General features: G+C 45.8%; 20 protein-coding genes. 7 read left to right on the top strand and 13 right to left on the bottom strand.

The window, feature by feature from the left end:
- Positions 1-15: 15 nt before the first annotated feature.
- The gene (locus tag HLM86_RS07510; protein WP_076588322.1) at positions 16-372 is read right to left on the bottom strand and encodes a YibL family ribosome-associated protein; all 357 of its coding nucleotides are present in this window, start codon (positions 370-372) and stop codon (positions 16-18) included.
- Between the two features lie 435 nt (positions 373-807).
- On the opposite strand from HLM86_RS07510, the gene HLM86_RS07505 reads away from it, so the two are divergent.
- The 4 genes from HLM86_RS07505 to HLM86_RS07490 all read left to right on the top strand — a co-directional run bounded on the left by HLM86_RS07505 (position 808) and on the right by HLM86_RS07490 (position 6,944).
- Entirely contained in the window at positions 808-2,469 is a 1,662-nt protein-coding gene (locus HLM86_RS07505; protein WP_076588320.1) for a methyl-accepting chemotaxis protein, read from the top strand.
- Positions 2,470-2,913: 444 nt separating this feature from the next.
- Complete coding sequence (locus HLM86_RS07500; RefSeq protein ID WP_076588318.1) at positions 2,914-4,467, top strand: S8 family peptidase; 1,554 nt, start codon at positions 2,914-2,916, stop codon at positions 4,465-4,467.
- 231 nt (positions 4,468-4,698) lie between these two features.
- Positions 4,699-5,085 (top strand): thiol-disulfide oxidoreductase DCC family protein, encoded by a 387-nt coding sequence (locus tag HLM86_RS07495; protein WP_076588316.1) that lies wholly within the window; start codon positions 4,699-4,701, stop codon positions 5,083-5,085.
- A gap of 197 nt (positions 5,086-5,282) precedes the next feature.
- Positions 5,283-6,944: a methyl-accepting chemotaxis protein gene (locus HLM86_RS07490; protein ID WP_076588314.1), complete on the top strand. Its 1,662-nt coding sequence runs from the start codon at positions 5,283-5,285 to the stop codon at positions 6,942-6,944.
- 99 nt (positions 6,945-7,043) lie between these two features.
- Here the strand turns inward: HLM86_RS07490 and HLM86_RS07485 are convergent, their stop codons facing one another.
- From HLM86_RS07485 to HLM86_RS07470, 4 genes are all read right to left on the bottom strand, one after another.
- Positions 7,044-9,155, bottom strand: a complete 2,112-nt coding sequence (locus tag HLM86_RS07485) for a response regulator (protein ID WP_076588312.1) — start codon at positions 9,153-9,155, stop codon at positions 7,044-7,046.
- 5 nt (positions 9,156-9,160) lie between these two features.
- Entirely contained in the window at positions 9,161-9,667 is a 507-nt protein-coding gene (locus HLM86_RS07480; protein ID WP_076588311.1) for a putative pterin-binding protein, read from the bottom strand.
- A 499-nt stretch (positions 9,668-10,166) separates the two neighbouring features.
- The gene (locus HLM86_RS07475; RefSeq protein ID WP_076588310.1) at positions 10,167-11,525 is read right to left on the bottom strand and encodes an alkaline phosphatase family protein; all 1,359 of its coding nucleotides are present in this window, start codon (positions 11,523-11,525) and stop codon (positions 10,167-10,169) included.
- Between the two features lie 180 nt (positions 11,526-11,705).
- Positions 11,706-12,206: a GlcG/HbpS family heme-binding protein gene (locus HLM86_RS07470; protein WP_076588309.1), complete on the bottom strand. Its 501-nt coding sequence runs from the start codon at positions 12,204-12,206 to the stop codon at positions 11,706-11,708.
- A gap of 173 nt (positions 12,207-12,379) precedes the next feature.
- Here HLM86_RS07470 and HLM86_RS07465 point away from each other — a divergent pair, with 173 nt between their 5' ends.
- The 3 genes from HLM86_RS07465 to HLM86_RS07455 all read left to right on the top strand — a co-directional run bounded on the left by HLM86_RS07465 (position 12,380) and on the right by HLM86_RS07455 (position 16,432).
- Positions 12,380-13,060 (top strand): response regulator, encoded by a 681-nt coding sequence (locus HLM86_RS07465; RefSeq protein WP_076588308.1) that lies wholly within the window; start codon positions 12,380-12,382, stop codon positions 13,058-13,060.
- Positions 13,038-14,432 (top strand): sensor histidine kinase, encoded by a 1,395-nt coding sequence (locus tag HLM86_RS07460; RefSeq protein WP_076588306.1) that lies wholly within the window; start codon positions 13,038-13,040, stop codon positions 14,430-14,432. Before HLM86_RS07465 ends, HLM86_RS07460 begins: the two co-directional genes overlap by 23 nt.
- A gap of 227 nt (positions 14,433-14,659) precedes the next feature.
- Positions 14,660-16,432 carry an RICIN domain-containing protein gene (locus HLM86_RS07455; protein ID WP_245798185.1) on the top strand — a complete coding sequence of 591 codons (1,773 nt, stop codon included), beginning with the start codon at positions 14,660-14,662 and terminating at the stop codon, positions 16,430-16,432.
- Positions 16,433-16,616: 184 nt separating this feature from the next.
- On the opposite strand, the gene cyoE is transcribed toward HLM86_RS07455, so the two are convergent.
- From cyoE to HLM86_RS07415, 8 genes are all read right to left on the bottom strand, one after another.
- Entirely contained in the window at positions 16,617-17,483 is an 867-nt protein-coding gene (cyoE, locus tag HLM86_RS07450) for a heme o synthase (protein WP_076588304.1), read from the bottom strand.
- A 7-nt stretch (positions 17,484-17,490) separates the two neighbouring features.
- A complete protein-coding gene (gene cyoD / locus HLM86_RS07445; RefSeq protein WP_076588302.1) occupies positions 17,491-17,802 on the bottom strand; it encodes a cytochrome o ubiquinol oxidase subunit IV in 312 nt (103 codons plus the stop codon).
- A complete protein-coding gene (gene cyoC / locus HLM86_RS07440; RefSeq protein WP_076588300.1) occupies positions 17,802-18,398 on the bottom strand; it encodes a cytochrome o ubiquinol oxidase subunit III in 597 nt (198 codons plus the stop codon). Before cyoC ends, cyoD begins: the two co-directional genes overlap by 1 nt.
- Positions 18,388-20,424, bottom strand: coding sequence for a cytochrome o ubiquinol oxidase subunit I (cyoB, locus tag HLM86_RS07435; protein WP_076588298.1), 2,037 nt, complete (start codon positions 20,422-20,424; stop codon positions 18,388-18,390). The genes cyoC and cyoB overlap by 11 nt, the downstream gene beginning before the upstream one ends.
- Positions 20,425-20,429: 5 nt before the next feature.
- Complete coding sequence (gene cyoA, locus HLM86_RS07430; RefSeq protein ID WP_083949326.1) at positions 20,430-21,311, bottom strand: ubiquinol oxidase subunit II; 882 nt, start codon at positions 21,309-21,311, stop codon at positions 20,430-20,432.
- 596 nt (positions 21,312-21,907) lie between these two features.
- On the bottom strand, positions 21,908-22,639 hold the full coding sequence (locus HLM86_RS07425; protein WP_170882513.1) for a transporter substrate-binding domain-containing protein: 732 nt from the start codon (positions 22,637-22,639) through the stop codon (positions 21,908-21,910).
- 13 nt (positions 22,640-22,652) lie between these two features.
- Positions 22,653-24,188: a methyl-accepting chemotaxis protein gene (locus tag HLM86_RS07420; protein ID WP_076588292.1), complete on the bottom strand. Its 1,536-nt coding sequence runs from the start codon at positions 24,186-24,188 to the stop codon at positions 22,653-22,655.
- Between the two features lie 306 nt (positions 24,189-24,494).
- Positions 24,495-24,977, bottom strand: a complete 483-nt coding sequence (locus HLM86_RS07415; RefSeq protein ID WP_076588290.1) for a MarR family winged helix-turn-helix transcriptional regulator — start codon at positions 24,975-24,977, stop codon at positions 24,495-24,497.
- Positions 24,978-25,100: the final 123 nt, after the last annotated feature.

Genomic DNA, 25,100 nt, shown 5'->3' with positions numbered 1-25,100 from the left:
AGATCTTTGCCAAACCTAGAAAGGCTTGGGGGCAAACCCTTTCATTGTTTTGAGATTGAGTTCTTTCCCCAGCTTAGTCATAGGATGGACCAAGACCAAGCCCTTAACCGACTTCTTCAGTTTACCAATATCCGCTTGCTCAGCGTTGGTGATTTCACGTGAGAAAGGCATATCGAGCAGGCTTTTTCGCTCCTTACTCATGTCGTATTTCTGCTTACTTTTCATCGCATGAATCTTTTTGCCCAACTTGTCAATTTCGTCGGTAAACTTCGTCACCATCTCCTGATCACCACGGGCTTTTGCTGCATTCAGTTTGCGCTCACAGGTATCCCGTCGGTTGTGAAGATTTTGAAGTTCTTGCTTAAAGCTCATGGTATTCATCTCATTGAAACAGAAAAGGGCGGCGAGTTTAGCACAAGCTGACTCTCTGCCCTAATTTTAGCCCGTGAAATTCGCATTCGCCTGTCCAACCCTTCACACCAATAACCGACATTCGGATAATTTATAATAAAAAATAGCCAATGGATTCCCCCATACACACCTTATCTTTTTCAAGTGGTGTAACTTTGCTCCCAAATTAATTAAAAAACGTTCATTTCGCTCATATAAGTATCAGTGATTTAAAAGCCAATCAGGTATGATACTTATGAAATCAAGCACATACATTGCGAATCTCAATACTGACGTAGTTAAAAGGTTGGCAAAACCCATTGATACAAACGTATCGTTATTAAGAATGGCCCCCAATGAACTGAGTCACTTCTGATTATGTTGCGGTGGCCCCTAATTTTGAATAAGGAGAGGTGTGTGAATCTCACTATTAGAAGTCGCCTTTACATACTGTCGCTTGTCCCATTGTTGGTGATCGCATTGGGTACACTCGGTGTCACGTACATAAAAACGATGGAATTTAATCAGCGGCAAGTCGAACTCACTCGCTCAAACATGATGGACATGAAAAAAGCGGAGTTAAAAAACTATGTACAAATGGCCAGATCAGCAATAGCGCCGTTTTTGGCTAAAGGCGCAAGCCTCGATGAAGCCGCGCCCGCACTGAAAGCCCTTCAGTATGGTAAAAATGGCTATATCTTCGGCTATGATTCCAAAGGCGTCAGGCTCATACAGGGCAATACATCCACTGGGGTTGGCAACAACTATTGGCTTCTTGAAGATAAGCAGGGTAACTACCTGATTCAGGACCTGATTCGCAATGCCAAAACCGATACATTTACAACGTACTACTTCCCTAAACTCGGAGAGACGCAAGCACTACCTAAGCTGAGCTATTCTGTGTTTATCCCTGAATGGGATCTTATGATAGGCACGGGTTTCTACACCGATGATATTGATGCCCGAGTTGCCGAGATGGAAGCGGACGCTTTAGCCGAATTACAGTCCAACATTACTGCGATTATGTCCTATTGCATCATCATCGCTGGGCTGGTTGCCATCGGCACATTCGCCATCAATCGTACCATTCTCAAACCCCTTGAGATTTTTGATGCCTCCATCCATTCATTTGCCAGCGGCGATGCCGACCTGACCGCCCGCATGGAAGATTTCACCGCGCCGGAATTCTCTCGACTCAGTCATCACTTTAATCGCTTTGTGTCCCATCTTCATACCATTATCCGCAACGTCAGTGAGGTGGGTCAACAGGTTGTCTCTGAGACAAGCGATATGTCATCCAGAGCCGCCCAAGTGGATGAACTGGCGACCAATCAACGAGAGGAAACCGAACAAGTCGCCACGGCCATGACAGAAATGACCACCTCTTCATCAGAAATTTCCAATAACGCCAGTCAGGCGGCCACTTCCGCCAGACAAGCCGATGACCATGCCAAAAATGCACAAGTCATCGTCAATACTGCGGTGGAATCGGTGAAATTACTGGCACAAGAAGTCGCTCAAGCGAGTCAGGTTATTCTGCGTCTTGAAAGCGGGGTACAAAACATTTCTTCTTCGTTACAAGTCATACAGGCAATCGCCGAACAAACCAACTTGCTCGCCTTGAATGCGGCCATAGAAGCGGCTCGGGCGGGTGAACAAGGGCGAGGCTTCGCCGTCGTTGCTGACGAGGTTCGCCAGTTAGCCAGCCGCACTCAATCCAGCACCGGGGACATCAATCAAATGATCGAAGAACTCAAAGCCGCCTCCGATGAAGCCGTGCAAGCGATGCTATCGAGCCAGCAACGTGGAGAAAGCACAGTCGAAGAGGCCAATGAGGCCGCGCAGGCTCTAGTACAAATTCAGGCATCGATCGGCACGATTATGGATATGAATGCGCTCATTGCGACCGCAACAGAACAGCAGAGTTTGGTCGGGCAGGAAATCTCCCAACGCATTGTCTTAATTTCTGATCAGAGCGCGCAATCAGCACAGTTAGCCAATCAAAATCGCGCAGGCAGTCAGGAGCTCAACCAACAAGCCAATACACTCTACGAACTGGTTGATACCTTTAAACTTTAACCCTAATCACTCCATGCCTGCCCCCTTGGACAGGCATTTTTCCTGCATAAAACGCCCTTTCCTATTCCAGTACCGCTCTAGCATATCTCGTGATATTGATAGAGTAAAAAGCCTAAAACTTGACATTCATTCCAGAAATATAGAGACCAACTTACTTAGTTTTCACTTAATTCTATAAATTGATCTCATTTTTGCCACACAACAAAGATTAACAAATGCAATAATATGCATATGTGCATATTTTCTCTTAGCAATAAAAATTCATTCGCGGATGTCAGCTTTGTGTTCACTCAAGACGACTGCAACGATGCAGAATACAGTGAGTGGCAACCGGAGCGGTAGAGCAGTACGCACCCTGTTGTGACACAGGGAATCATCTTAGCGTGCTTGTTGTTTGTAGTAGGCAATATTCAATCATCTTTTTTACCTTCAAAGGAAGAAGACATGTTAAAAAAAATCTTAAGTTGTTGTATCGCCTCGACTCTATCTATCGTTTCCTCTGCGGCGTTAGCACAACAAACTCTGGCTCCTTTAGTGACGGCCCCAGAAAAACAAGGAATCGAAAACCAATATATTGTGGTTTTGAAGCAGCCAATGACACTCAGTACGGACGCGGATGCGTTACAGCGCTTTACTCAGCAAACCGTATCGAGTCTTGCCAGCGAACATGCCCTGAATATAGAAAAAGTCTTCGATCACTCTCTCAATGGTTTTGTCGCTAAGCTGACGGATCAACAGCTCGAAGCTCTACGTAATGATCAACAAGTCGATTTTATTGAACAAGACAAGATCATTACCTTAGATCCTGTGCTCTCGACCGATGCCAATCAAAGTAATGCGGTGTGGGGCCTAGACCGGATTGACCAACGCAACTTACCCCTAAATAACAGTTACAACTACAACTACGATGGAACTGGCGTTACGGCTTACGTCATCGACACCGGGGTGACGAATACGCATGTCGAGTTCGGCGGCCGCTCTACCTCTGGTTATGACTTTGTCGACAATGATAGTGATGCGAGTGATTGTAACGGTCATGGTACTCATGTGGCAGGCACCATTGGTGGTGCTCAATACGGGGTCGCCAAAAACGTTAACATTGTCGGGGTTCGAGTATTGAGTTGTAGTGGATCAGGTTCAACATCCGGTGTCATTGGCGGCGTCGACTGGGTCGCGGCGAATGCAAGCGGACCTTCTGTCGCCAATATGAGTTTAGGTGGCGGCGTGTCCACTGCCCTTGATCGCGCTGTCGCGAGCGCTGTCCAATCTGGTGTCAGCTTTACTCTCGCAGCAGGCAACTCTAATGCCGATGCCTGTAACTCCTCACCGGCACGCGAAGCAACTGGGGTGACCGTAGGTTCAACCACAAGCAGCGACAGCCGCTCAAGTTTTTCTAACTGGGGAAGCTGTGTTGATGTGTTTGCTCCAGGATCAAGCATCAAATCGGCTTGGTATGACGGCGGCTACCGCACCATCAGCGGCACGTCCATGGCAGCACCACATGTGGCGGGTGTCGCAGCACTGTACCTGCAAGAAAATAACGCATTGTCTCCAGCACAAGTCTCGACACTCATCAGTGATCGTGCCAGTGTGGACAAGGTGAATGACACACGAGGCACCGTCAATAAGTTACTCTATAGCCAAACGGACAGTGGTTGTGAACCAGACTGCGATACTCCAACACCAGACCCACAGGGAGAGCTGACTAACGGTACTCCTGTGACAGGAATCAGTGGTTCTCAAGGTCAGCAAAATCACTACTATATTGATGTGACTGCGGGTCAGAGCCTAACCGTGACCACCTCAGGTGGAAGCGGCGATGCCGACTTGTACGTACGCTTTGGCGCCAAACCAACCACAAGCACTTGGGATTGCCGTCCATACCGATATGGTAATAGTGAGGTGTGCTCGGTTTCCAATACGCAAAATGGTCGCTACTACGTCATGCTTAATGGCTATACCAGCTTTAGCGGTGTGAGTGTACAAGCGAACTATTAACCCCCTATAACCACCAACCCGTACCTGATACCTTCTACGTCAGTCGTACCTTTGGTGAACAAACAGGCATTAGCAGACTCAATGACGGTCATTGAGTCTGTTTTTTTATTGCATCGGCGTCGTTATTATGAGATTTAACCCCTTGCCTGTACGAGCGAAAAGCCAACCATTCTAGCCTGTTTGATCTCTATCATTTTGGTCTCGTACAACAAGGTAAAAAAGGAAGAGACCATGACTGACCTGACCGTATTTTACGATGGAACCTGCCCACTGTGCGTGAGAGAGATGCAACACCTTGCCGGCTATGACCAAAAGCAACGTTTGCAACTGATTGATATCCACTCAGACGCTTTCCAACACTATCCGGCGATCGACGCCACGCTCGCCTCGACCATTTTGCACGGGTTAGACAAAGACGGTCAGATTGTTCTGGGCCTTGACGTCACCTATATGGCGTGGAAATTCGTCGGTAAGGGGTGGCTCTACGCACCCCTACGATGGAAAGGCATACGCCCCATTGCGGATTGGTGTTATCTACGTTTTGCCAATAACCGCTATGCGATCTCTGGGCTGCTCACCGGAAAACGCCAGTGCCAGTCTGGACAATGCTCTAAGTAAAAACCAAAAGTAACAAAATCATCAATAATTTAGTGTTTCACCGAGATATTGACTAACCTTAACAGGTTATACACGGTCTCGGTCTGGCACATTTTGCTTCGACGTGAGCTCTTTCACTCGCGCCTGCCTGATAAAAAACTCTAAAAACAGACAGCCCTGACCATCCGTTTAGCAGGATGACATTACAGGATAATTGTATGAATTTGACGATTAAAAGCCGCCTCTATATTTTGGCTCTTGTCCCCCTCTTGGTCATTGCCATTGGCATGCTTGGCTTCACATACATCAAAACCAATGAGCTCAACGATGAGCAAATACAACTGGCACGCGCCAATATGATGAAGATGAAGCAGGACGAGCTAAAAAACTATCTGCAAATGGCCAAATCAGCCGTTGCTCCTTTCCTTGAACGCAATGCCCCATTTGAAGAAGCGTTGCCAACATTGAAAGCCCTAGAATATGGGAAAAGCGGGTATATCTTCGGCTTTACCACCGACGGCACCCGCCTACTGGTTGGGAAAAACACGAAAGGCATTGGCGACAACGCCATCAACCAGCAAGACAAGCAAGGCAACTTCATGATTAAGGACCTAATTCGTCATGCGAAAACAGGGGAGTTCACCACTTACTACTTTCCCAAACCCGGTCAGAGTCACCCCCTACCTAAACTGAGCTACTCCATTTACATTTCTCAATGGGATGTGACTTTAGGGACGGGTTTTTACACCGATGACGTCGACGCAATTGTGGCTGAAATGGAAGCGACATCCAATGAAACATTGCAATCGACCTTAACGGCCATCATTGTTTTCTGTACGATTATTGCTGGTGTGGTCGCCGTATTCGCCATCGCAATCAACCGTTCGATCATCAATCCACTGACCCTATTCGATGCCTCTATACGCTCATTCGCCAGTGGCGATGCCGACCTGACCGCCCGAATGGAAGACTTTACCGCACCTGAGTTTTCGACTCTGAGCAAAAATTTCAATAGTTTTGTCTCCAGTCTCCAAGCCATTATCACAAGTGTTTCAGATGTCGGGCAGAAGGTCGTCTCTGAAACCACCAATATGTCTGGAAGGGCGGCGAAGGTCGATGAACTGGCCTCTGGACAACGTCAGGAAACCGAGCAAGTCGCCACCGCTATGACCGAAATGACTACATCAGCATCGGAAATTTCCAATAATGCCAATCAGGCGGCCAATTCTGCCAAAGAAGCCGATAGCAGCGCTCATAAGGCACAAGAGATTGTCAATTCAGCAGCACAATCGGTGGAATCTCTGGCTCAAGAAGTCGCTCAGGCCAGTAACGTTATTTCGCGTCTCGAAGGCGATGTACAAAACATTTCGTCTTCGCTTGAGGTGATTCAGGACATCGCAGAACAAACGAACCTGCTGGCACTCAATGCCGCCATTGAAGCGGCTCGTGCCGGAGAGCAAGGCAGGGGCTTTGCTGTCGTCGCTGATGAAGTCCGCAAATTGGCTAGCCGCACCCAAGACAGCACAGGTGAAATACACAAAATGATCGAACAACTGAAGGCCGCCTCAGATGATGCGGTTAAGGCGATGGCGTCAAGCCAAAAACGCGGCGCAAGCACCGTTGAAGAAGCCAACGCCGCGGCTCAGGCACTGATTAAGATTCAGGAATCCATTGGGACCATTATGGATATGAACGCTTTGATTGCCACTGCAACCGAAGAGCAAAGCCTTGTCGGTCAGGAAATTTCCCAGCGTATCGTCGTGATCTCAGATCAGAGCTCACAATCTGCCGAATTAGCGAATGAAAACCGTGCGGGAAGTCAGGATCTCAATCAAAGAGCCAATGAACTGTACGATTTGGTGGACCGCTTTAAAGTGTAATCATCCTGAAGCGCAGTCTCGAAAGCCAGCCCGCATTATGTCAACGCGGGTTGGCTCCATTAAGAGAGTATGACGACAGACGATGACCACGTGACTGTGTCATGTATTCACCCGATATTTAACAATCAACTCCCGCATCCATTCGAGCTTAAATGGCTTAGGTAGCACATCATCAAACCCCTGATCCAAATAAGTCTGGACGTCGCTTTCAAAGGTATTCGCCGTTAAGGCCAAAATCGGTGTTCCGGGGGCGAGATTGCGCTCTTTAATGAAGCGGATTGCCTCCAGCCCATCCATCACCGGCATTTGTATATCCATAAAAATGATATCAAATTGTTGATGCTCTAGAGCATCCAAACATTCTTTGCCATTGTTAACCGCAGAAACTTCCGCATTAAACATGGTTAACATTTTTCTTGCCACCACTTGGTTGAGGTGAATATCTTCAACCAGCAATACCGAAAAACGGTCGATTTTAGGCAGTGTGGCACTCGGTGTCGGCTTCCCTTCATCAGCACTCGTCATCGTCATCAAACAATTTAACAAACCAAATAAGTCATAAGGTTTGCTCAATCTCACCGCCTGATTAGGGGCGGTCTTGTTTAGGCTAACATCGCCATAAATAATACTGGGGTTGTGTTCTAGAGGGTGATCGTTCTTTACACTGTCCATTTCACTGGCATAGTAAAGGACAATGTCTCCCTCGTGGTCAAACACTCCAACAGACATCAATTCGGTCATGATAAGCTGCTTTGCATACCTATGCTCAGAAATGACTCTCACAGAAGGTGTTTTTCTATCGGGTGGAAACAGCGCTTTTTCATCCACCACTTCTACCGGTAAATCCACCACAAACTCACTACCGACGTCCAGTACACTATGTGCCCTGATAGTCCCTCCTAAGACACGGGTGAGCGACTGACAAATCGACAAACCTAAGCCCGTGCCCCTGTACGGTCGTGACATCGAATTGTCCGCTTGAGTAAACTCATCAAAGACCTTATCCAACAGCTCTGAACTCATGCCGATACCTGTGTCTTTCACTTTGATCACCAGATGGCTCATAATGCTGTCTCGATCTAAGCTAAGGTGAATGTCGACATGCCCCCGATGAGTAAATTTAAACGCGTTATAACCAAGATTATTGATAATCTGGGCAATTTTGGCTTTATCCGATTGAATTTTGTAGTTTTTTTCACAAGACACTGAAAAGAAAACCTCAACGTCCTGTTTCTTTTCAAAATGAGCAAAGAGCTTTTTCGATCTATCGATAAGCTCATTAAAGAAAAAGGCTTCACTTTCTTTTTGTTGTTTTCCCTGATCCATTTTACTCATGTCTAGAACGTTGTTGATGAGTTTCAGTAAGCTCTCACCTGAACTGTTGATCATGGATATAAATTCGACCGTTTGCGGATCGGCCCCTTCAAAATATTCTTTACGGCTCAAACCAATGATGGCGTTCAGTGGAGTACGCATTTCGTGGGACATATTGGACAGAAATCTTGCTTTCGTTTTGGCACTTTGCTCAGCACTTTCCTTTGCTTCCTCCATCAGACGGGTCCTGCTCGCCAAATCTCCACTCAGTTTAATCTGATTGAGATACATCCAAGAAATAATACCGATCATCAACATTGAACAAATCAAAATCCCTCCCAAATAAAGGTACTGCGCATGATAAAAATTATCTTTCTGATTGATAAAGTCCGCTTGACTGCTCTGAACCTGAGCAACAAAAAACGACAAGTAGACATTAATCTCAGTGTAGAGATTATCCAAAAAGATCAGCGCATCGCCATTGGCGTTCACATTATTGGTCCCGAGACGTTCAACCATGTCAAACAAGCGACGAACCTTATCCTCAATATCCTCTAAGGTATTCAGGTCTCCGTAGGTATCATGGATATCTCTGGTTTTTTCCGACATCAAGTCTTGCAAAATACTCGACTGATATATTCTTGCCTTGAACTTTAATTTTTGCAGGCTTCCTGGCGCTCGGTCTTGAGTGAAAAGCAAAATTTCTGATTTTAAAAGCAATAGCTTATGTTTTATTGCCACATTATTATTGACGATGGTGACATAAGGCTGGGCGGACTTATTTTTGATGTCAGAAAGGGAGTAAAAAACATACGTAATGAAAAAGATCATCACCGCACACAACACCGCGGTGACACTTAAAAAGTAACCGCCTTTCGTCTTAAAGAATGAGTCCATAGCCACTACTCAACAACCAATTCTTTGACCTGCCAAGCAGACAAACTGTAGTAAAAATTGCTTCTCAGTTCTGGATACTGAGAAAAGGGAAAAACAATAAAAAACGGCCCTTTACCATCAATGGTCATCCGCTCACCATTTTCGTGCGTCGCAAGCAAAACACCATATTTTTTAATGTCCGCTATCGAGATGCGGACGACATAATCATCCCACGCAATCACTTTGACACTCGCCCCTTTGGCCCCAACGTGATCCAGTATCCCCATTAATAGAGGCCCCGTATATTCTGCCATCTCCTCGACAACGTGGTTATTGGTGGTGATTTTGCCCTGGTTCAAGCCTTCAATCATGGCCAAATCAAATACAAGCTGACCATCAGCGTTGGTATTCGCAATATTTCCCGACACCCAAAGCATCGGGTCACCTTGTAAAAGAGATAAAGCGGAAGCAGGACTAAAAAGGCCCATACTCGCCATCAAGCTCACGGTCACGCTCAGCATGATATTACGCATAAATAACCTTTTTCGTTTTAGGGCATGTTGCGTTCCAACACCCAACCACTAAAAGTAATACCATCATTATAGGAGAGAATTTGACGGGTGACTTTGGGGGGAGATGAGTCCAATCAACGAAATCGGTCATCGCGCAGTCGATGACATGGCTTGGCCCACCGACCTCCGGCTCTACGGAGTAAGGCAACGTCAACAATGATATAAAAATAACCTTCTCAATGATTTTTTATAACCAACACGGCGTTTTACCTAAAATGATCGGGATAATATCGCCCAATTCGCATAAAAAATGATTGTGGTGGACATAAATCATACAGGTGAATATATCGTCAAGATGTAGGGCAACGTTGAGAAAATGAAAGGCGTGTTCACGGTGACAAAGAAAGCCGATACAAGTTGTGGACGGATAAACCTAGACAAATCGGCCCTATGACTATGAATGAAAGACACATTGAAAAAGGGCCGTAACACGTCAGACAGTTATGATTGCAAACTCAGCTCACTCAAAGCTCAATGGATCGGCATGGCCGTCACAATCAAACTTGGCCACATGTTCATGGTTGCCCAATGTCATGGGGCGCCCTCTTTTCGCATGCCACTCAAACCCACATTGTTGATCGTCAATCCAACTGAATAGGTCATTTTCGCTAATGGTCAAAGGATCACCGTCGTTATTGCAATCAAACTTGGCAATATGTTCATTGCTCCCCATTGGACTCGGTGATCCTTTAGTCGCCTGCCATTGCAAACCACAGGATGAGCCAAAAATATTGGCGTAGATGGTATCGCCATTCACCCACAACGGGTCCGCGGAGTCATTGCAATCAAATTTAGCCACATGCTCGTAGCGAGAAAGCGACACAGGCTGCCCTACGTCGGCATCCCACTCTAAACCACACCGCCGATCATCAATCGTAGAAAATACCTTCTGTGTCTTTATTTCCCCAAGTAAAGGCAAACCATCCAAACGATGAATTGGGGGTTCAATGCCCATAAATGCCAAAATCGTCGGCACAATGAAAGTTTGCGCGGGTTGAGAGTAAATACCACCAAAATCCTGATTAAAAACGGAGATATATTGAAGGTATGTTTGATTGAGCGTTTGGTTTGAAGCAATAAAAATGGTTTTCTCATTGGTTGTTTGAGCACCATGCCCCTTACCCGTCCTACTATTTCGTCCGTGATCGGTCGTGACTAACACCAGCCAATCTTCTGCTTTTTCCCGCTCACGTTTTTCTACCGCATCAAGCAACCGTGCAAGCCTAGCATCGCTGCCTTTAATCGCCTTATCATACTCCGTCCCCCAGCCATGGCTGTGCCCTGCGCTATCAGGCTCATCAAGATGTATAAAAATGAAATCAGGGTTTTGGTTATCAATAACGTCTATTGCTCGCAACAGACTGTCTTGATCACTCCCCCCTTCAGAACGTCCTTCCAACAGGGGCATATCATGGGGAAAATAGAGTGTATTGATGGTGCCCCATGTCGAGAACGAATAGAGTTTTGCATCATGATCAGCGCGATAAATCTGACGAAAAAGACTCGGCCAATGGGGATCGGCAGGACCAACATTATTGCTCGTCACCTTGTGTTTATTTGCCCAGACACCAGTAAGTATCGTCGCCCATCCAGGGCCACTGATGGTTTTTTGTTGACTGAATCTGCCTTTAATGCCCCCCGTATAAGCCTTGGTGATCTTCAATCGATCAAAGCCCGGGGTCGGTAACTGATCAATATGTTGATACTGCATTCCATCAATCCCAACCAACAGCACCTTTTTCTGATTGGCTGATACGCTTGTCGATATTAATACGCTAAGTAACACCATCCAATGGCGCCATTTGTGTCCAGAGACCATCTCTATTTTCTCCATAAACAATTAATTGCATATAGATTAAACAATGTATTTATGACATCAAGGTGAACTTATCGATGTCACTTGATGAACATTGGCTAAGGCCCACCCTCCATGGTGAGCCTGTTTAATATAACCATACCCATTGACACTGAACATTAGGCGCAAAGGCTAGGATCTGTCTTAGAACACCGTTTTTAGGGCCGCCTCGGCACAGGCAACGTCTAGATGGCCTCCCGGCGCACCACCGACCCCTATGGCTCCAATCAATTGGTTATCAAGCAGGACAGGCACACCCCCTGCCAAAAACAGTAAGTTTTCATCCATGTTTTGCAACGGGGCCAATATCGGTTTCTCTGCAATCAACGTCATCAAATTGGCAGAAGGTTGCTTGATGCTGGCGACAGTAAAAGCTTTTTTACGCGAGCTTTCGAGTGTGTGGACTCCTGCACCATCTGAACGCACCTGAGCCAAGACATCACCCGAAACATCAACCACGGTCGCCGAGACCGTGTAGCCTTTCATTTCACATTGGTGCAGCGCTTCGGCCGCTAATGTTAACGCCGATTTTGAAGAAATTTGCAGTACAGATACGGTGTGCTTCTGATCCTCTGCAAGGCTATGAAAAGAGGTGGCAAGCAAACCAAGTGAAGTCGCAAGTAAGGTTAGTTTCATTGTTTTCATCGTGTCTCCTAGAGTCGTCTGTTGTATTCAACACCCACATCCTAACCTGAGCGTAATTACCAAAAACTTGCCCGAACATTACAGATCCGTAATCTTGCTTATATTCCTCAAAAGTTGTTGGTAAAGTGTTTGAACCCGTTTTAGTTCAAGAGCCGCAAAGAGATGATACATCCATGAAAATACTGTTGATTGAAGACGATACTCATATTGCACGCTTTCTTATTAATGGGTTCGAGCAGGAAAGAAGCCTCGTGACTCATGTAACTAACGGCGTTGATGGGCTGCACCACGCGGTGACCGAAACCTATGATGTGATTATTCTCGACATTATGCTGCCACAGAAAGATGGCTTTGAAGTGCTAGCGGAGCTACGCGGAGAAGGGCACACCACGCCCGTTCTTATTCTTAGTGCCAAACACTCCGTTGAAGAAAAAGTCTCCGGATTGCAATCGGGAGCAGATGATTATCTGGTGAAGCCCTTCGCCTTTTCCGAATTACTAGCCCGCTGCCAGTCACTGAGCCGAAGAGGCAAGCAGAACCCAGCGCAAGCGCATCAACTCAACTATGGCGAACTGTCTCTCGACCTCTTAAGACATGTCCTCAAGCGCAATGGCCACAACATCCAGCTCAATCAACGTGAGTTGACTCTGATGACCTTGATGCTGGAAAGACCAGAGACCGTGATATCCAAAACCACCATATTAGAGCAGGTTTGGGGGTATCAATTCGACCCACAGACCAATGTCGTCGACGTGCTGGTATGTCGATTAAGAAGTAAAGTCGACAAAGGATTCAGTACGTCGTTAATCCATACCCTACGAGGGGTAGGCTATGTCCTCAAATCACAAGATTAAACAGGCATTAAGCAAAACCCAACAGACTCTATTACTGCGTTTGATGTCGATCTTGTTGCTGTGCCTCTTACTGGCTGAATTGGCGATAGGCGCCGTGCTATTTTTTGACCTTTACCGAACCGAAAGTAAATTGATGGATTCGATGGCCACAGAGTACCAACGAATTCTGACTTACGACTCTGCTGAGCGCTTAACCCATGTCATGTCCGCCAACCCCTACCGCCTGATTGACAACAACATTGCCGCCTATTCTGTATCGAGTGGCGATCAACACCACTCGACGTTTGTTGCCGGCGATGACACTCAACCACCACTTTCGACCCTATCCGCCTATACAACGGACAAAAAGTTCTGGTTTTCTGCATTTATTACTCAGCCTTTTATGGCGAAAAAGATGACAGGTGAAACTCAAGATTTTTGGCTAGTTCTCGATAATCGAGCGCGTTACCCCATTGCCTATAAACAATGGTTAATGACCTTTTATGCTCTCATTGTAATGCTGCTTGTGACGGCTATTTTTACTCGACGCATCATTAACAATGCGATGGCGCCACTGGTCACGCTTGATGATCTGCTTGACCAGCTCAGTCAGGGGAGATTGGATAACCCGCCCAACCCATCCAACACCGATCCCAAGGGTTTGGATGTGATCAGCCGTCACGTTTACGACGCCATCTCTCGGCTTCACCATATCACCGTGGTCCTCAATACTACGGTAGACGCGATTGCTCACGACATTCGTACGCCACTATCACGCATCACACTGGCCTCTCATTCAGCGCTACTCGAACAGACCGACCCAACTCAACTTAAACACGCTCTGGCGGACTGCGCTGAATATGCGGCTCGCGCCAACACTATGCTGACCACGTTAATGAAGCTCAACGATGAGCAAACCGGTAAACGTGAGCAGAAATGGGTCTCTACTGATTTAGGGCATGTGATTAACACCGTGATCAGTTGGTATGAAGATGTCGCGGATGAAAAAAGTATCGAGCTGACGTTCCACCTAGCCAATCATATCGTGTTGCAATCAGACCCCGATAAACTCACCCAGATATTGGTCAATTTGGTCGACAATGCGATTAAGTACACTGACGCAGGCGGAAAAGTCACTATTGACGCTAAGCTCAACCATGCTCACCACCTGCGCATCCGTGTCATTGACACCGGTATTGGTATTGAAGAGCGCGACCAACATTTGGTGTTCGAGCGACTGTTTCGGGTCGACTCAAGCCGAACGAATGTCGAAGGTTATGGATTGGGCCTTTCGCTCGCCTCCGCCATGGCCAAAAACCTTGGTGGGGAAATCCACCTCACCTCCCAGCCCCATCACGGCAGTACATTTACGTTACTTTTTACCCAGCCCTAAACCGCCCCAGTTCAAGCGCAGTGGGATCCATTGAGATCTCACGCGGCTGTATTCACATACACTCAAAAGATAATGGTGTAAGCGCTTTTCTCTCATTATTCCCTTTCAAATAAATAATAATTTGACCATTAAGCAACCGTTTGCATATATGAAATGATATCGGTATATTGCCATCATTCAGATTTGAAAGACAACTTAGAAAAATAACGATTAAATGAGAAGGTCTTATGATGAAAAAATATCTTTCCCGCTTGGTTTTGATAGGAATAATATTGCTATCTTCCCCCTTTATTCATGCAAAAAATGCTCACAGCATACAAGATATAGATAGGTGCACCTTATTTGGTCAGGAAAAAATAAAACCTGAAAATTGCAGCTTTTACCTTCTTGATTTAGCCAATATCTCAAAGGGTGAGAGGCAGGAATTCACACAAAAAATCATCGGTATTGGTTTCGGATCTCCTTATAATTTAATCACCTACCCTGATGATGTTTCTTTACGTCAAATCTACATAATGGACACTCGAGATATCAGCTACATTTCTCAAATATTGAATGAGAATTCGAATCAGAAAAAAAGAAACCGAAGATTCGCAACAAATGTCCATAATTCACAAGTGATTGAATTTACGTTCCACCGGCGCTTCAAGGTCGGGCGGGAAGAGAAAGGAAGGACCAACCTAAAATTTAAAGTCCGCTACTACAGAAAATCCCCGTACTTCTATAAATTTGGTGACAAAGACAAATTTGTAGAGATTATTCTTGATGAAGGGGCGGGAATTAATATGGGAGAAGAAGAAGATATTTATAGGACATGGAAACACAATAGTAATACCAGCTTTGTGTATAGAGAATACATAGATGCAAGCAGCATCGACATTAGAATCAATGAAAGCAAAAGATTGGAAAATGGCGATATATACCTAAATGATCTGCAACCAAAGATGCAAGACCAGACTGACACTCGCATCGAGAAAGAAACCACATCGTCGATTAAACTCGGCTTGGGATTATCGCCCAAGATGCCAATCAGAGATATTGAGTATAATTTTACGAATAAATACAAAATCAACAGTAAGCGGCAATTTGGTTTGCTCACTCAAGCAAATAACCGAGGCTACCAAATTAAATACGTCAACAACACCTATGGCTCTCATCTTGATCCTGAGCAAGGTTTTTGTGATTTAGGCACCGCCGACGGCTGGTGTTGGGATTACGCGAGATCCGAAGATCTACCATGGGACTTTGATAAATTAAGAAACGATAATCCGCTCTCTCTGCAAGGGCTTCGGCCCGATTTCGTCGCCAAAATCGCGGCAAAAAATCATGTCTCCGGTTTCTCCACCATCGATATCTTGACCAAGGTTGAAACACTCGCTCTGTTTGGGCGCAATCGATTCTATATTGGGCGTCGATACATTACGTCCAACGAACTCCATTCAGCGGGCACTGAAAGCAGTTGGCAGAAAGATCGCAACTATGAAAAGCGCCAATATTCGGATGGGTTTACCATTGTGGTTGACTGGGATAGCCCCTGGTTTCTCGGTAGCGATGCGGTCACGATTAAGTCCGTTTATTTGAGTCAAGACGAAGCCCAGTGTCTCACGGTTGACAGCGACCATTCCCTAACGTTCAAGAAGTGCGTTGAGGGCAGTAAATCCCAGTCTTTTGTCTACGATCAGGAAAAGCGATACCGAAGTGTCGCTGATCTGTCTCTTTGTTTGGATTCTTCTGAGCCACAACTCAGTCTCAGTGAGCAATGTGATGATGATTATGCGCCCAATACACAGGTCTGGTATTGGGAGGAGCCAAATCGGTTTACCAATGATGTGCTGTTTACCATTAACGCAGACCATTCCATCAACCTCATTGACGCCTCTGCACAGCAGCCTAGCGTGCTTAAAGTCGCCTATGACGATCCCAAACCCAATGGCACACAGTTCACCAGTCGGTTTGCCGATTTTGGCACAGCTACCTGCATCTGCAGTGAGCTGGAGTGACCTAAAATAAATCAGTCAGTGGGGCCAAAAACCCCACTGACTGAGTAGTAATCAATATTGAGACACAGAGATAAAACGCGCCCCCTGCCTTGTTTTGCTCACACAAACATCCCGAATATCAGACAATCTTGGGATCGCCGCTAAACGGCATAGCAAAACCAAACAAGGGACGACTTACCCGTTATTATGTTGGTAGAGTGATCAACTCCAGCCCCAAGACACCACTAAGGCTCATCACCACCACCAACGATACTTTAAAGACGGATTTCGACCACTTGATACAGTTATTATGGTCGAGGTTACGAAACGTCACCTGCATCCACATACCACAAGTTATCGCCGCAACCGCCAAATATTCATATCCGGCTTCCCCGAGCAAAAATAAAGCCAGAGCGAGACCACCAAACGCCACCACATACGCCTTCATATGACGATGGGCTTTCTCGATCCCTTGCGTGACAGGTAAAACTGGGATCCCCGCCTCACGATAGTCTTGCATACGAAACATCGCAATCGCATATGAGTGGGGCATTTGCCACAAACAGAACATGGCAAACAACACCGTCGCTTCAAGGCTGATGTAGTTTGTCACGGCAAGATACCCCACTAATGGCGGCACCGCGCCGGACAAACTGCCGACGAATGTCCCATAAACCGAGTGACGCTTGTACCACATGGTGTAGAAAAAAACGTAAAACACGTAGCCGAGCAACACCACTACTGCAGCGAGCGGATTGGCCAATTGGTACAGTAAAGCGGTTCCGCTAAGCAACATCACCAATGCATAAATAAAGGCGACATCAATATTGATGTTACCTTGGGCCAATTCCCGATTTTGGGTACGCTTCATTTTCTGATCGATGTCTCGGTCAAAAATGTTATTCACCACGCAACCCGATGCAATCACAAGCCCCACACCAGCCAAAGTGGCCAACAGTAAGGTTGCGCTGGCCGACTCGGTTTTGGCGGCAAGGAAAAAGCCTGCTGCCACGGAAATCAAATTCCCGATGATGATACCTGGCTTGGTGATCGACACATAACGTTTGAACATACGATACCTACAACTTCATATTGACGTTCATGTTATAGATAATCCACACCGAACCCGCGATCAAAATCAAGACCACAATGGCGGTAAACATCAGTGATACAAGATTCCAACGTCCATCTGAGGTTTTGACTTCCATGTGCAGGAAGTACTTAAAATGGACGAAAATCTGTACCAACGCACAGCCAAATAGAATCACGTATGTCGCGCTATGTGGTAAGGTCTGCATCCACACAAAGTAGAATGGAATAACAGTGAGGACCAATGACGCGAGAAAGCCTTTCACATAGTCTGAAGCGCCTGATTGCTGATGTTGTTCCATTACATAACCCCCAATAAGTAAACAATGGTAAACACACAAATCCAGACAATATCGAGAAAGTGCCAGAATAAACTCAAGCAATTAAAACGCATCGCCATCGTGCTGTTTAAACCTTTGGTCGATAGCTGGTGATACGCGACCGCCAGCCAAATTAAACCAAACGTCACATGCAGGCCGTGTGTACCAACCAAAGTGAAAAACGCGGAAAGAAATGCGCTTTCCTGCGGCCCATACCCTTCAACAATCAGATGATGAAACTCATAGACTTCCATGCAGATAAAGCCAAGCCCAAGCAGAAATGTGACTTTAAGCCAGCGTTTTAGCCCAGCGACATCGTTGCGTTTCATCGCAATAATACCAAAGCCAAACGTAATACTACTGAACAGCAAGAGCATGGTTTCAACAAACACAAACGGTAATTCAAAGATATCTTTACCCGTTGGTCCACTGATCGACCCGCTTTCAAGTACGGCATAAGTAGCAAATAGCGTCGCAAATAAAATGCAGTCGCTCATCAGATAGACCCAGAAGCCAAACAACTTGTTACCGCTGGCGTCATGGTGATCATGGTTGTGAGAAGCCAGATTAGCTTGCATACGTCACCTCTAACTCATCTTTGTTGGTTTCATCTTGCACAGGTTTATTCTTCGCTTGTTCAAGCTGAGCGCGACGCTCGGCTTCAATCGCTTTAATCTCTTCGACCTCGACGTAATAATCGACATCATCGTTGTAGCTATGCTGGATACACGTCACGATAATACCAACCAAACTAGCAGCCGCCAGCCACCAGATATACCAAATCATTGAAACACCAAAGACCAAGGCCCAAGCTGAAACATAAATCCCGGTTGGGGTGTTTTTCGGCATATGAATACGCTCGTATTCCACTTCTTTCGTCGGATCGAATTCGCCAGTTTGTTTTTGATACCAAAACGCATCTAACTCATCACCTTTGGGTAAATGCGCAAAGTTATAGAATGGCGGTGGTGATGATGTCGCCCATTCAAAGGTACGGCCGCCCCAAGGATCTCCGGTCAAATCACGGTTTTGCTCACGATCTCTGATACTGACGTAAATCTGGATGAACTGACAAACCACCCCCATAGCAATCACAGCCGTCCCAGCAGCAGCCACCGCCAGCAATGGGAAGAAGTCAGGGTTAATATCCTGGCTCAAACGACGGGTCATTCCCATGAAGCCCAACGCGTAAAGCGGCAAGAAAGCCATTAAGAAACCGATAATCCATAGATAAAACGCACGTTTTCCCCACGTTTCGTTCATCATGAAACCTGTCGCTTTCGGGAACCAGTAAGTGATTGCCGCGAAACAACCAAATACCACACCACCAATGATCACGTTATGGAAATGGGCGATCAGGAATACAGAGTTGTGGAGCACAAAATCGGCCCCAGGCACCGCCATCAATACGCCCGTCATCCCACCAACGGTAAAGGTAATTAGAAACCCGACGGTCCACATCATCGGGGTGGTAAAGCGAATGCGGCCCTTATACATGGTGAACAACCAGTTGAAAATCTTCACACCAGTAGGAATAGAGATAATCATGGTGGCAATACCAAAGAAGGCGTTAACGTTCGCTCCTGACCCCATGGTAAAGAAGTGATGCAACCAAACCACAAAAGCTAAAATCGTAATGGCGACGGTCGCCCAGACCAAAGAGGTATAGCCGAACAATTTTTTACGAGAGAAGGTCGCCGTCACCTCTGAGAACACACCAAAAACAGGCAAAATAAGTATATAAACTTCTGGGTGGCCCCAAGCCCAAATCAGGTTGACGTACATCATGACGTTACCACCGAGATCGTTGGTAAAGAAATGCATACCCAAATATCGGTCTAAGGTCAGTAATGCGATGGTTACGGTTAGAATAGGGAAAGAAATAATGATTAGGATATTGGCGCACAAAGATGCCCAAGTAAACACTGGCATCTTCATCATTGGCATCGATGGCGTACGCATACGTAATATCGTGGCAAAGAAGTTGACCCCTGTAAGCGTGGTACCAACCCCAGAGATCTGCAGAGCCCATATCCAGTAATCAACCCCGACCCCCGGACTGGCCTCAATACCAGACAATGGCGGATAGGCCAACCAACCCGTACGACCAAACTCACCCAGTCCCAAGGACATGTTAGTGAGGATCACACCCACAATAAATAACCAAAAACTCAGGTTATTTAAGTACGGGAAAGCAACATCACGCGCACCGATTTGCAACGGCACGATGATGTTCATCAGGCCAATGACCAACGGCATCGCCACAAAGAAAATCATGATCACGCCATGAGCGGTAAAAATCTGGTCATAATGGTGAGGCGGCAAGTAACCAGCTTCACCCGCTGACGAGAGCAGTTGTTGGCTGCGCATCATTACCGCATCAGCGAAACCTCGAACCAACATGACCATTGCAACGGCTATGTACATAAAGCCGAGTTTTTTGTGGTCAACCGAGGTGAACCACTCATTCCAAAGATACTGCCACTTTCCTGCTTTGGTCACCGCGACCACAACAGCGAGGCCAACCAGAGCAACGATCGCTAGAGTAATAACGATAATGGGTTCATGGTAGGGAATAGAATCAAGAGTTAATCTTCCAAACATTGCGATTATCCTTGGTTTTCAGGCAAACAGTTCATAGAACCAGGATGCTGTGTCACGACATCAGTGAACAAAAATGGTGGAATACTGGAGAACATTGTCACCGGCTCTGCAATACTCGGTTCGGCAAGTGAACGATATTGCTCCCAGTCTTCGATACGATTCGGGCTGGCTTTGACTTTCTGTACCCAGTTAAGAAATGCGACGCGATCAGGCAAGGCTGAAGCCGTGAACTTCATCTGAGAGAACCCTTTTCCACTGTAATTGGAGGCAAAACCCTTGTAATCCCCTTCATGGTTGGCGATTAAGTTCAACTTGGTCACCATGCCCGGCATCGCGTATATCTGCGTCCCAAGCCGAGGGATGAAAAATGCGTTCATGATGTTGTCCGACGTCAATTTAAACTGAACGGGGACATTTTTAGGAAATGCGACATAATTGACCGTTGCAATATGCTCTTCCGGATAGATGAACAACCATTTCCAATCGAGAGAAACGACTTCAATCGTCATCGGTTTGACCTCACTAACCAGAGGCTTAGACGGCTCCAGTTCATGAGTTGAACGCCAAGTAATCGCAGCCAAAGTGGCAATAATGATGACGGGGATCGCCCACACCACTATCTCAATTTTGGTTGAATGTGACCATTCTGGTTCGTACTCTTCTTCTGTGTTGCTGGCACGGTAACGATACGCAAAGTAGATGGTCATCAAAATCACGGGGATTACGACGATCAACATCAATAAAAGAGCGGTTATGATCAGCTCTTTTTCCTGTACCCCAATCGCGCCTTTTGGATCAAGTAAAGCAGAACTGCATCCCGAGAGCGTAAGCATGGCGGTCACCAAACTTCCCCTCGACAAGATGCGTTTGTATCTTGCGGCTTCCATTAACTTTCCCGATATTTGTCCGCTTTCAGAGCCAATGTCCAAAAGCCAGTTGTTATAGTCATTAGAATGTTTCTCTGTTGAGCATGTGGACATTGAATGGCAAAGAATGTTAAGACCGGTGTAAGTCGGGTTAAAAACCCTACCTATTTTATGGTTTATTGGTTACACTTTGAAACACAATGTTACATTTGGCGCATTATGCTTAGATTAACGAGGAAGCTCATCTACTGAAGTTGGAAACTAACCTTTCAATAATGAAAGTGAACTATCTGACTTAGAAGGGTTTGCGGATCGCTCAACGCGGTAATACAAATTAAGCTATTGATTAATAAAAATACTATGTAAATAATCTGCGCGCTGATCTCAAGCTAAGTAAGCACGTCATCTCATTTTTTCACCAAATAACCTGTCCAATTAATGTGACAAATATCAAACTACAGTGATCACACTATTTTTCTATGGTATTTACTGGAATGATAGAAAGGCCAGCTTTTGAGCAGTTCTTTGATTGTTTTTTACCTACTCTAAACAATCAATAACGCCATCACAGCGGTGATGGCGTTATTGATGCTCGTCAAAGACCGTAACTGTTATCGCTACTTGATCCCGTATTTCTCTAAAATCTCATCAAACTTACCGTTAGCTTTAATTTCAACTAACCCTTTGTTAAACGCATCGATGTACATACCGTTATTGCCGTTGGCTAATCCAGACGAGACATGCAGGGGATTAACCGATAAGGCGTTGTTGGTAAACTCAAACTGACCGACATCCATCCCCGCCCCTGAAAGCGTTGATTTCGCCACGAGTTCATCTTCTAAAGTGAGGTCGATACGTTTTGCGATTAGCTTTTTCGCGTTAGAGACCAAGTCATTTGCCTCTGGTTTTTTGAAGTTAGTCGCATTTAAAAAGGCATCCCCATAGCCATAATTGCGGATCATCCCGACCGTTTTTCCCGAAAGGCTGTCGATGCCATTGAATTCAAAGCCATCCCCTTTCAGTTTGATAAACTTAAGAGAGTTTTCCAGATAGGGGTCACTATAATTAAGGTAAGTGGCTCGTTCATCGGTGTACCAAGTGCCTATTAGCACGTCAATACGGCCATCTTTAACTTCATTTAAGGCCCGAGTCCAAGGAATAATTTTAAAGTCTACCTCATGCCCCTGCGATTTAAACGCGGCTTTTACAATATCGACGGCGACACCAGGGTTGGACGCATCTTTTTGCACAAACGGTGGCCAAGGATCCTGCGCGGCTGTAATCGTCGCTGTATACCCTGTCACTGAAAATACCGTGGTCAACAAAACCAATAAAAAATTTTTCATCATACTTTCCCCAAAACTAGGTACGGAATTTCGCCATATGACTGGCAATACTTTGGCTTAATCCCAATACTTCCTCGGTACTCTGGGCGTTTCTCGTCGCGCCAGCTGACACTTCATTGGTCGCTTCTGATGCCTCAACGATGGCCTGACTGATTTCTTCAACCGCCATTCTCTGCTCATCCGTCGCTTGAGAAATTTGACCACTTCGGTCCGATATCACTGTGATTAAGCTCTGAACCTCGCCAACCGAAACCTGAGATTCGCTGACTCGGGCAGCCGTCGTCTCCAGTAAGGTCGCAATACGCGTTAATTCATCTTCCACCGACTTGGTTGCCGCACCAAGTGCACCAATATTTTTTTGAATTTGCTCAGTGGACTCACTCGTTTTGACCGCCAAATTACGGACTTCATCAGCCACGACTGCAAAGCCACGGCCCTGTTCACCTGCGCGGGCCGCCTCAATAGCCGCATTTAAAGCCAACAGGTTAGTTTGCTCGGAAATGTCATTAATCACGTTTAAGACCGTGGTGATTTTTTCACCCTCTTCAATTAGGATGTGCATTTCCGCGTTCACATGGTTCATTTCCTCACGCATATTGATGATATCATTGGCAGAGCTTTCAATCGCTTCATTGACACTCGAGGCTAGGCCAGTCGCGGTATGGGCTTGATCCGCAGTTTCGGAAGCGGTATCAGCGACCGTCGAGACCGATTGATTGAGCTGCGTCGCCGCCGCGGCTACCGTTGTGAGTTGTTGTTTTTGCGATTCTAGTTTTTCGGCATTAGTGCGTGCCGTTGAGCCATTGGTCAACGCTTTTTCGCCCAAGGCTTCAGACGACTGGTTGACATCCTGCACTATCACTCTCAGTGATTCGGTAAACGTATTGATCCCCACCGTTATCGCATCAAATTCGCGATATTTCGCTGGGGCGAGTTTGTTGGTCAAATCCCCGTCACCGGAAGCCAAATCACTGATCACTCCCGTTAGTTGGGCGAGAGGGCGAGTCACGGTCATGGTCAGTACAAAAATCACCACGACTGAAATGATAAGATCAAGGACAATCAATTCAATAATGTTCATGGAGAGCGAGTCGGCTAATTTCGATTCCAACTCTTCAGTGTTGAAATAAACCACCACTTGCCCGACTTTGTTTTCTTCGCCGTAGTCAACGAAGGTGAGCTCAGATGCCACCGCATTCTCCGCAGGATAACGGGTGGGTTCAGTAACATCGACCAGTTCTTGATCGCCCCCTTGTCCACTTAGCGTTAAGAACAACAGCTCAGTGTCTTGCGCGTCAATCAATTTGATTGCAGATATCTCTGGCAATCTAAGTTCCGCCGTTATCGCGACTTTTGCTGTATCAAGATCGAAATCCCACACCGCTTTTGGCAAACTTATCGACATCCTCTGGCTTGTATTCGCAACGCTGACTTCAAGCTCTTGATGAAGATTACCTTTAAAACTCTGATAATTAATAAATGCAGAGACCAATAACACCAGCGTAAGCGCAACGATTACCTGGATTAAAAAGACTACCTTTAACCTTTTCAAAACATGCCCCTTATGATTTTCGGCAGTTACTAAAAAAGTAGTAACTGATTAATCAATTATCAACCAAGATAATAAATGAGATCTAAATCACTATATTTTTCCGTGTATGACGCCAATCAATCAGAAGTACGCCAAATCAAATACCACCAGCAATCTGCGACGCTAACTTAAGTTATGCCTTAACTCTTATGTCAGTTCTCTAAACAAAAGATTTCACCTTTTAATTTGCTTACTCGATGAGCTTTCCCGTTGAAACCACTGTCATGTTTGTACAATTATGGGATGACGGTACAAGATGGTCACCAATCAATTATAGTGGGCCAACCACTCTTTTAAGATAGCATGGATACTGCTCTTATGGGTTTCATCCATTTCTTTTAACAGTTTCGACTGCAATGCTGCGTGCTCTTCAATCATAACGTCGATCAACGCAACGCCATCCGCCGTTAGCCCAACAGTAACACTGCGGCGATCCTCTTTACTGTGTTCACGTTCTATCAAGCTTTTGGACTCCAGTTTATCAAGGCGATTTGTCATCGCTCCTGACGTTAACAACATTGAATCAATTAATTCTGAGGGCGTTAAACGATAGGGCTTCCCGCTACGCCGAAGTGTTGCAATCACATCAAACTCACCAGACGTTAACTGATAACGTTTATGCAACTGCGCCATCTGAGTTTCCAGATACTTAGCAAGGCGCATCAATCTCCCTACGATCGCCATGGCGTCGGTTTTTAACTCCGGCTTTTCTTTTGCCCATTGTTCTATCACTCTATCGACAGAGTCCATTATTGAGTATTTCCAATCATAGTCTTAACAGACGTTAATATTAGCACAGGGTATCTTTGCGTAAAGATGCTTTACATAAACCAACTCAGGAAGTACCCTTTACATAAAGTATCTTAATATAAA

Origin of the sequence: Vibrio ostreicida (genome assembly GCF_013074385.2) — a bacterium.
Taxonomy (GTDB): Bacteria; Pseudomonadota; Gammaproteobacteria; order Enterobacterales; family Vibrionaceae; genus Vibrio; species Vibrio ostreicida.
This window is presented reverse-complemented; position numbering and strand designations above follow the sequence as displayed.

Excerpts from the sequence above, each read along its gene's own strand:
- cyoC (WP_076588300.1), bottom strand. The coding sequence starts at position 18,398 with ATGCAAGCTAATCTGGCTTCTCACAACCATGATCACCATGACGCCAGC.
- HLM86_RS07510 (WP_076588322.1), bottom strand. The coding sequence starts at position 372 with ATGAGCTTTAAGCAAGAACTTCAAAATCTTCACAACCGACGGGATACC.
- HLM86_RS07455 (WP_245798185.1), top strand. The coding sequence starts at position 14,660 with ATGATGAAAAAATATCTTTCCCGCTTGGTTTTGATAGGAATAATATTG.
- HLM86_RS07480 (WP_076588311.1), bottom strand. The coding sequence starts at position 9,667 with ATGCGTAATATCATGCTGAGCGTGACCGTGAGCTTGATGGCGAGTATG.
- HLM86_RS07425 (WP_170882513.1), bottom strand. The coding sequence starts at position 22,639 with ATGATGAAAAATTTTTTATTGGTTTTGTTGACCACGGTATTTTCAGTG.
- HLM86_RS07465 (WP_076588308.1), top strand. The coding sequence starts at position 12,380 with ATGAAAATACTGTTGATTGAAGACGATACTCATATTGCACGCTTTCTT.
- HLM86_RS07475 (WP_076588310.1), bottom strand. The coding sequence starts at position 11,525 with ATGGTCTCTGGACACAAATGGCGCCATTGGATGGTGTTACTTAGCGTA.
- cyoA (WP_083949326.1), bottom strand. The coding sequence starts at position 21,311 with ATGGAAGCCGCAAGATACAAACGCATCTTGTCGAGGGGAAGTTTGGTG.
- HLM86_RS07490 (WP_076588314.1), top strand. The coding sequence starts at position 5,283 with ATGAATTTGACGATTAAAAGCCGCCTCTATATTTTGGCTCTTGTCCCC.
- HLM86_RS07415 (WP_076588290.1), bottom strand. The coding sequence starts at position 24,977 with ATGGACTCTGTCGATAGAGTGATAGAACAATGGGCAAAAGAAAAGCCG.
- cyoB (WP_076588298.1), bottom strand. The coding sequence starts at position 20,424 with ATGTTTGGAAGATTAACTCTTGATTCTATTCCCTACCATGAACCCATT.
- HLM86_RS07485 (WP_076588312.1), bottom strand. The coding sequence starts at position 9,155 with ATGGACTCATTCTTTAAGACGAAAGGCGGTTACTTTTTAAGTGTCACC.
- cyoE (WP_076588304.1), bottom strand. The coding sequence starts at position 17,483 with ATGTTCAAACGTTATGTGTCGATCACCAAGCCAGGTATCATCATCGGG.
- HLM86_RS07500 (WP_076588318.1), top strand. The coding sequence starts at position 2,914 with ATGTTAAAAAAAATCTTAAGTTGTTGTATCGCCTCGACTCTATCTATC.
- HLM86_RS07470 (WP_076588309.1), bottom strand. The coding sequence starts at position 12,206 with ATGAAAACAATGAAACTAACCTTACTTGCGACTTCACTTGGTTTGCTT.
- cyoD (WP_076588302.1), bottom strand. The coding sequence starts at position 17,802 with ATGGAACAACATCAGCAATCAGGCGCTTCAGACTATGTGAAAGGCTTT.
- HLM86_RS07495 (WP_076588316.1), top strand. The coding sequence starts at position 4,699 with ATGACTGACCTGACCGTATTTTACGATGGAACCTGCCCACTGTGCGTG.
- HLM86_RS07460 (WP_076588306.1), top strand. The coding sequence starts at position 13,038 with ATGTCCTCAAATCACAAGATTAAACAGGCATTAAGCAAAACCCAACAG.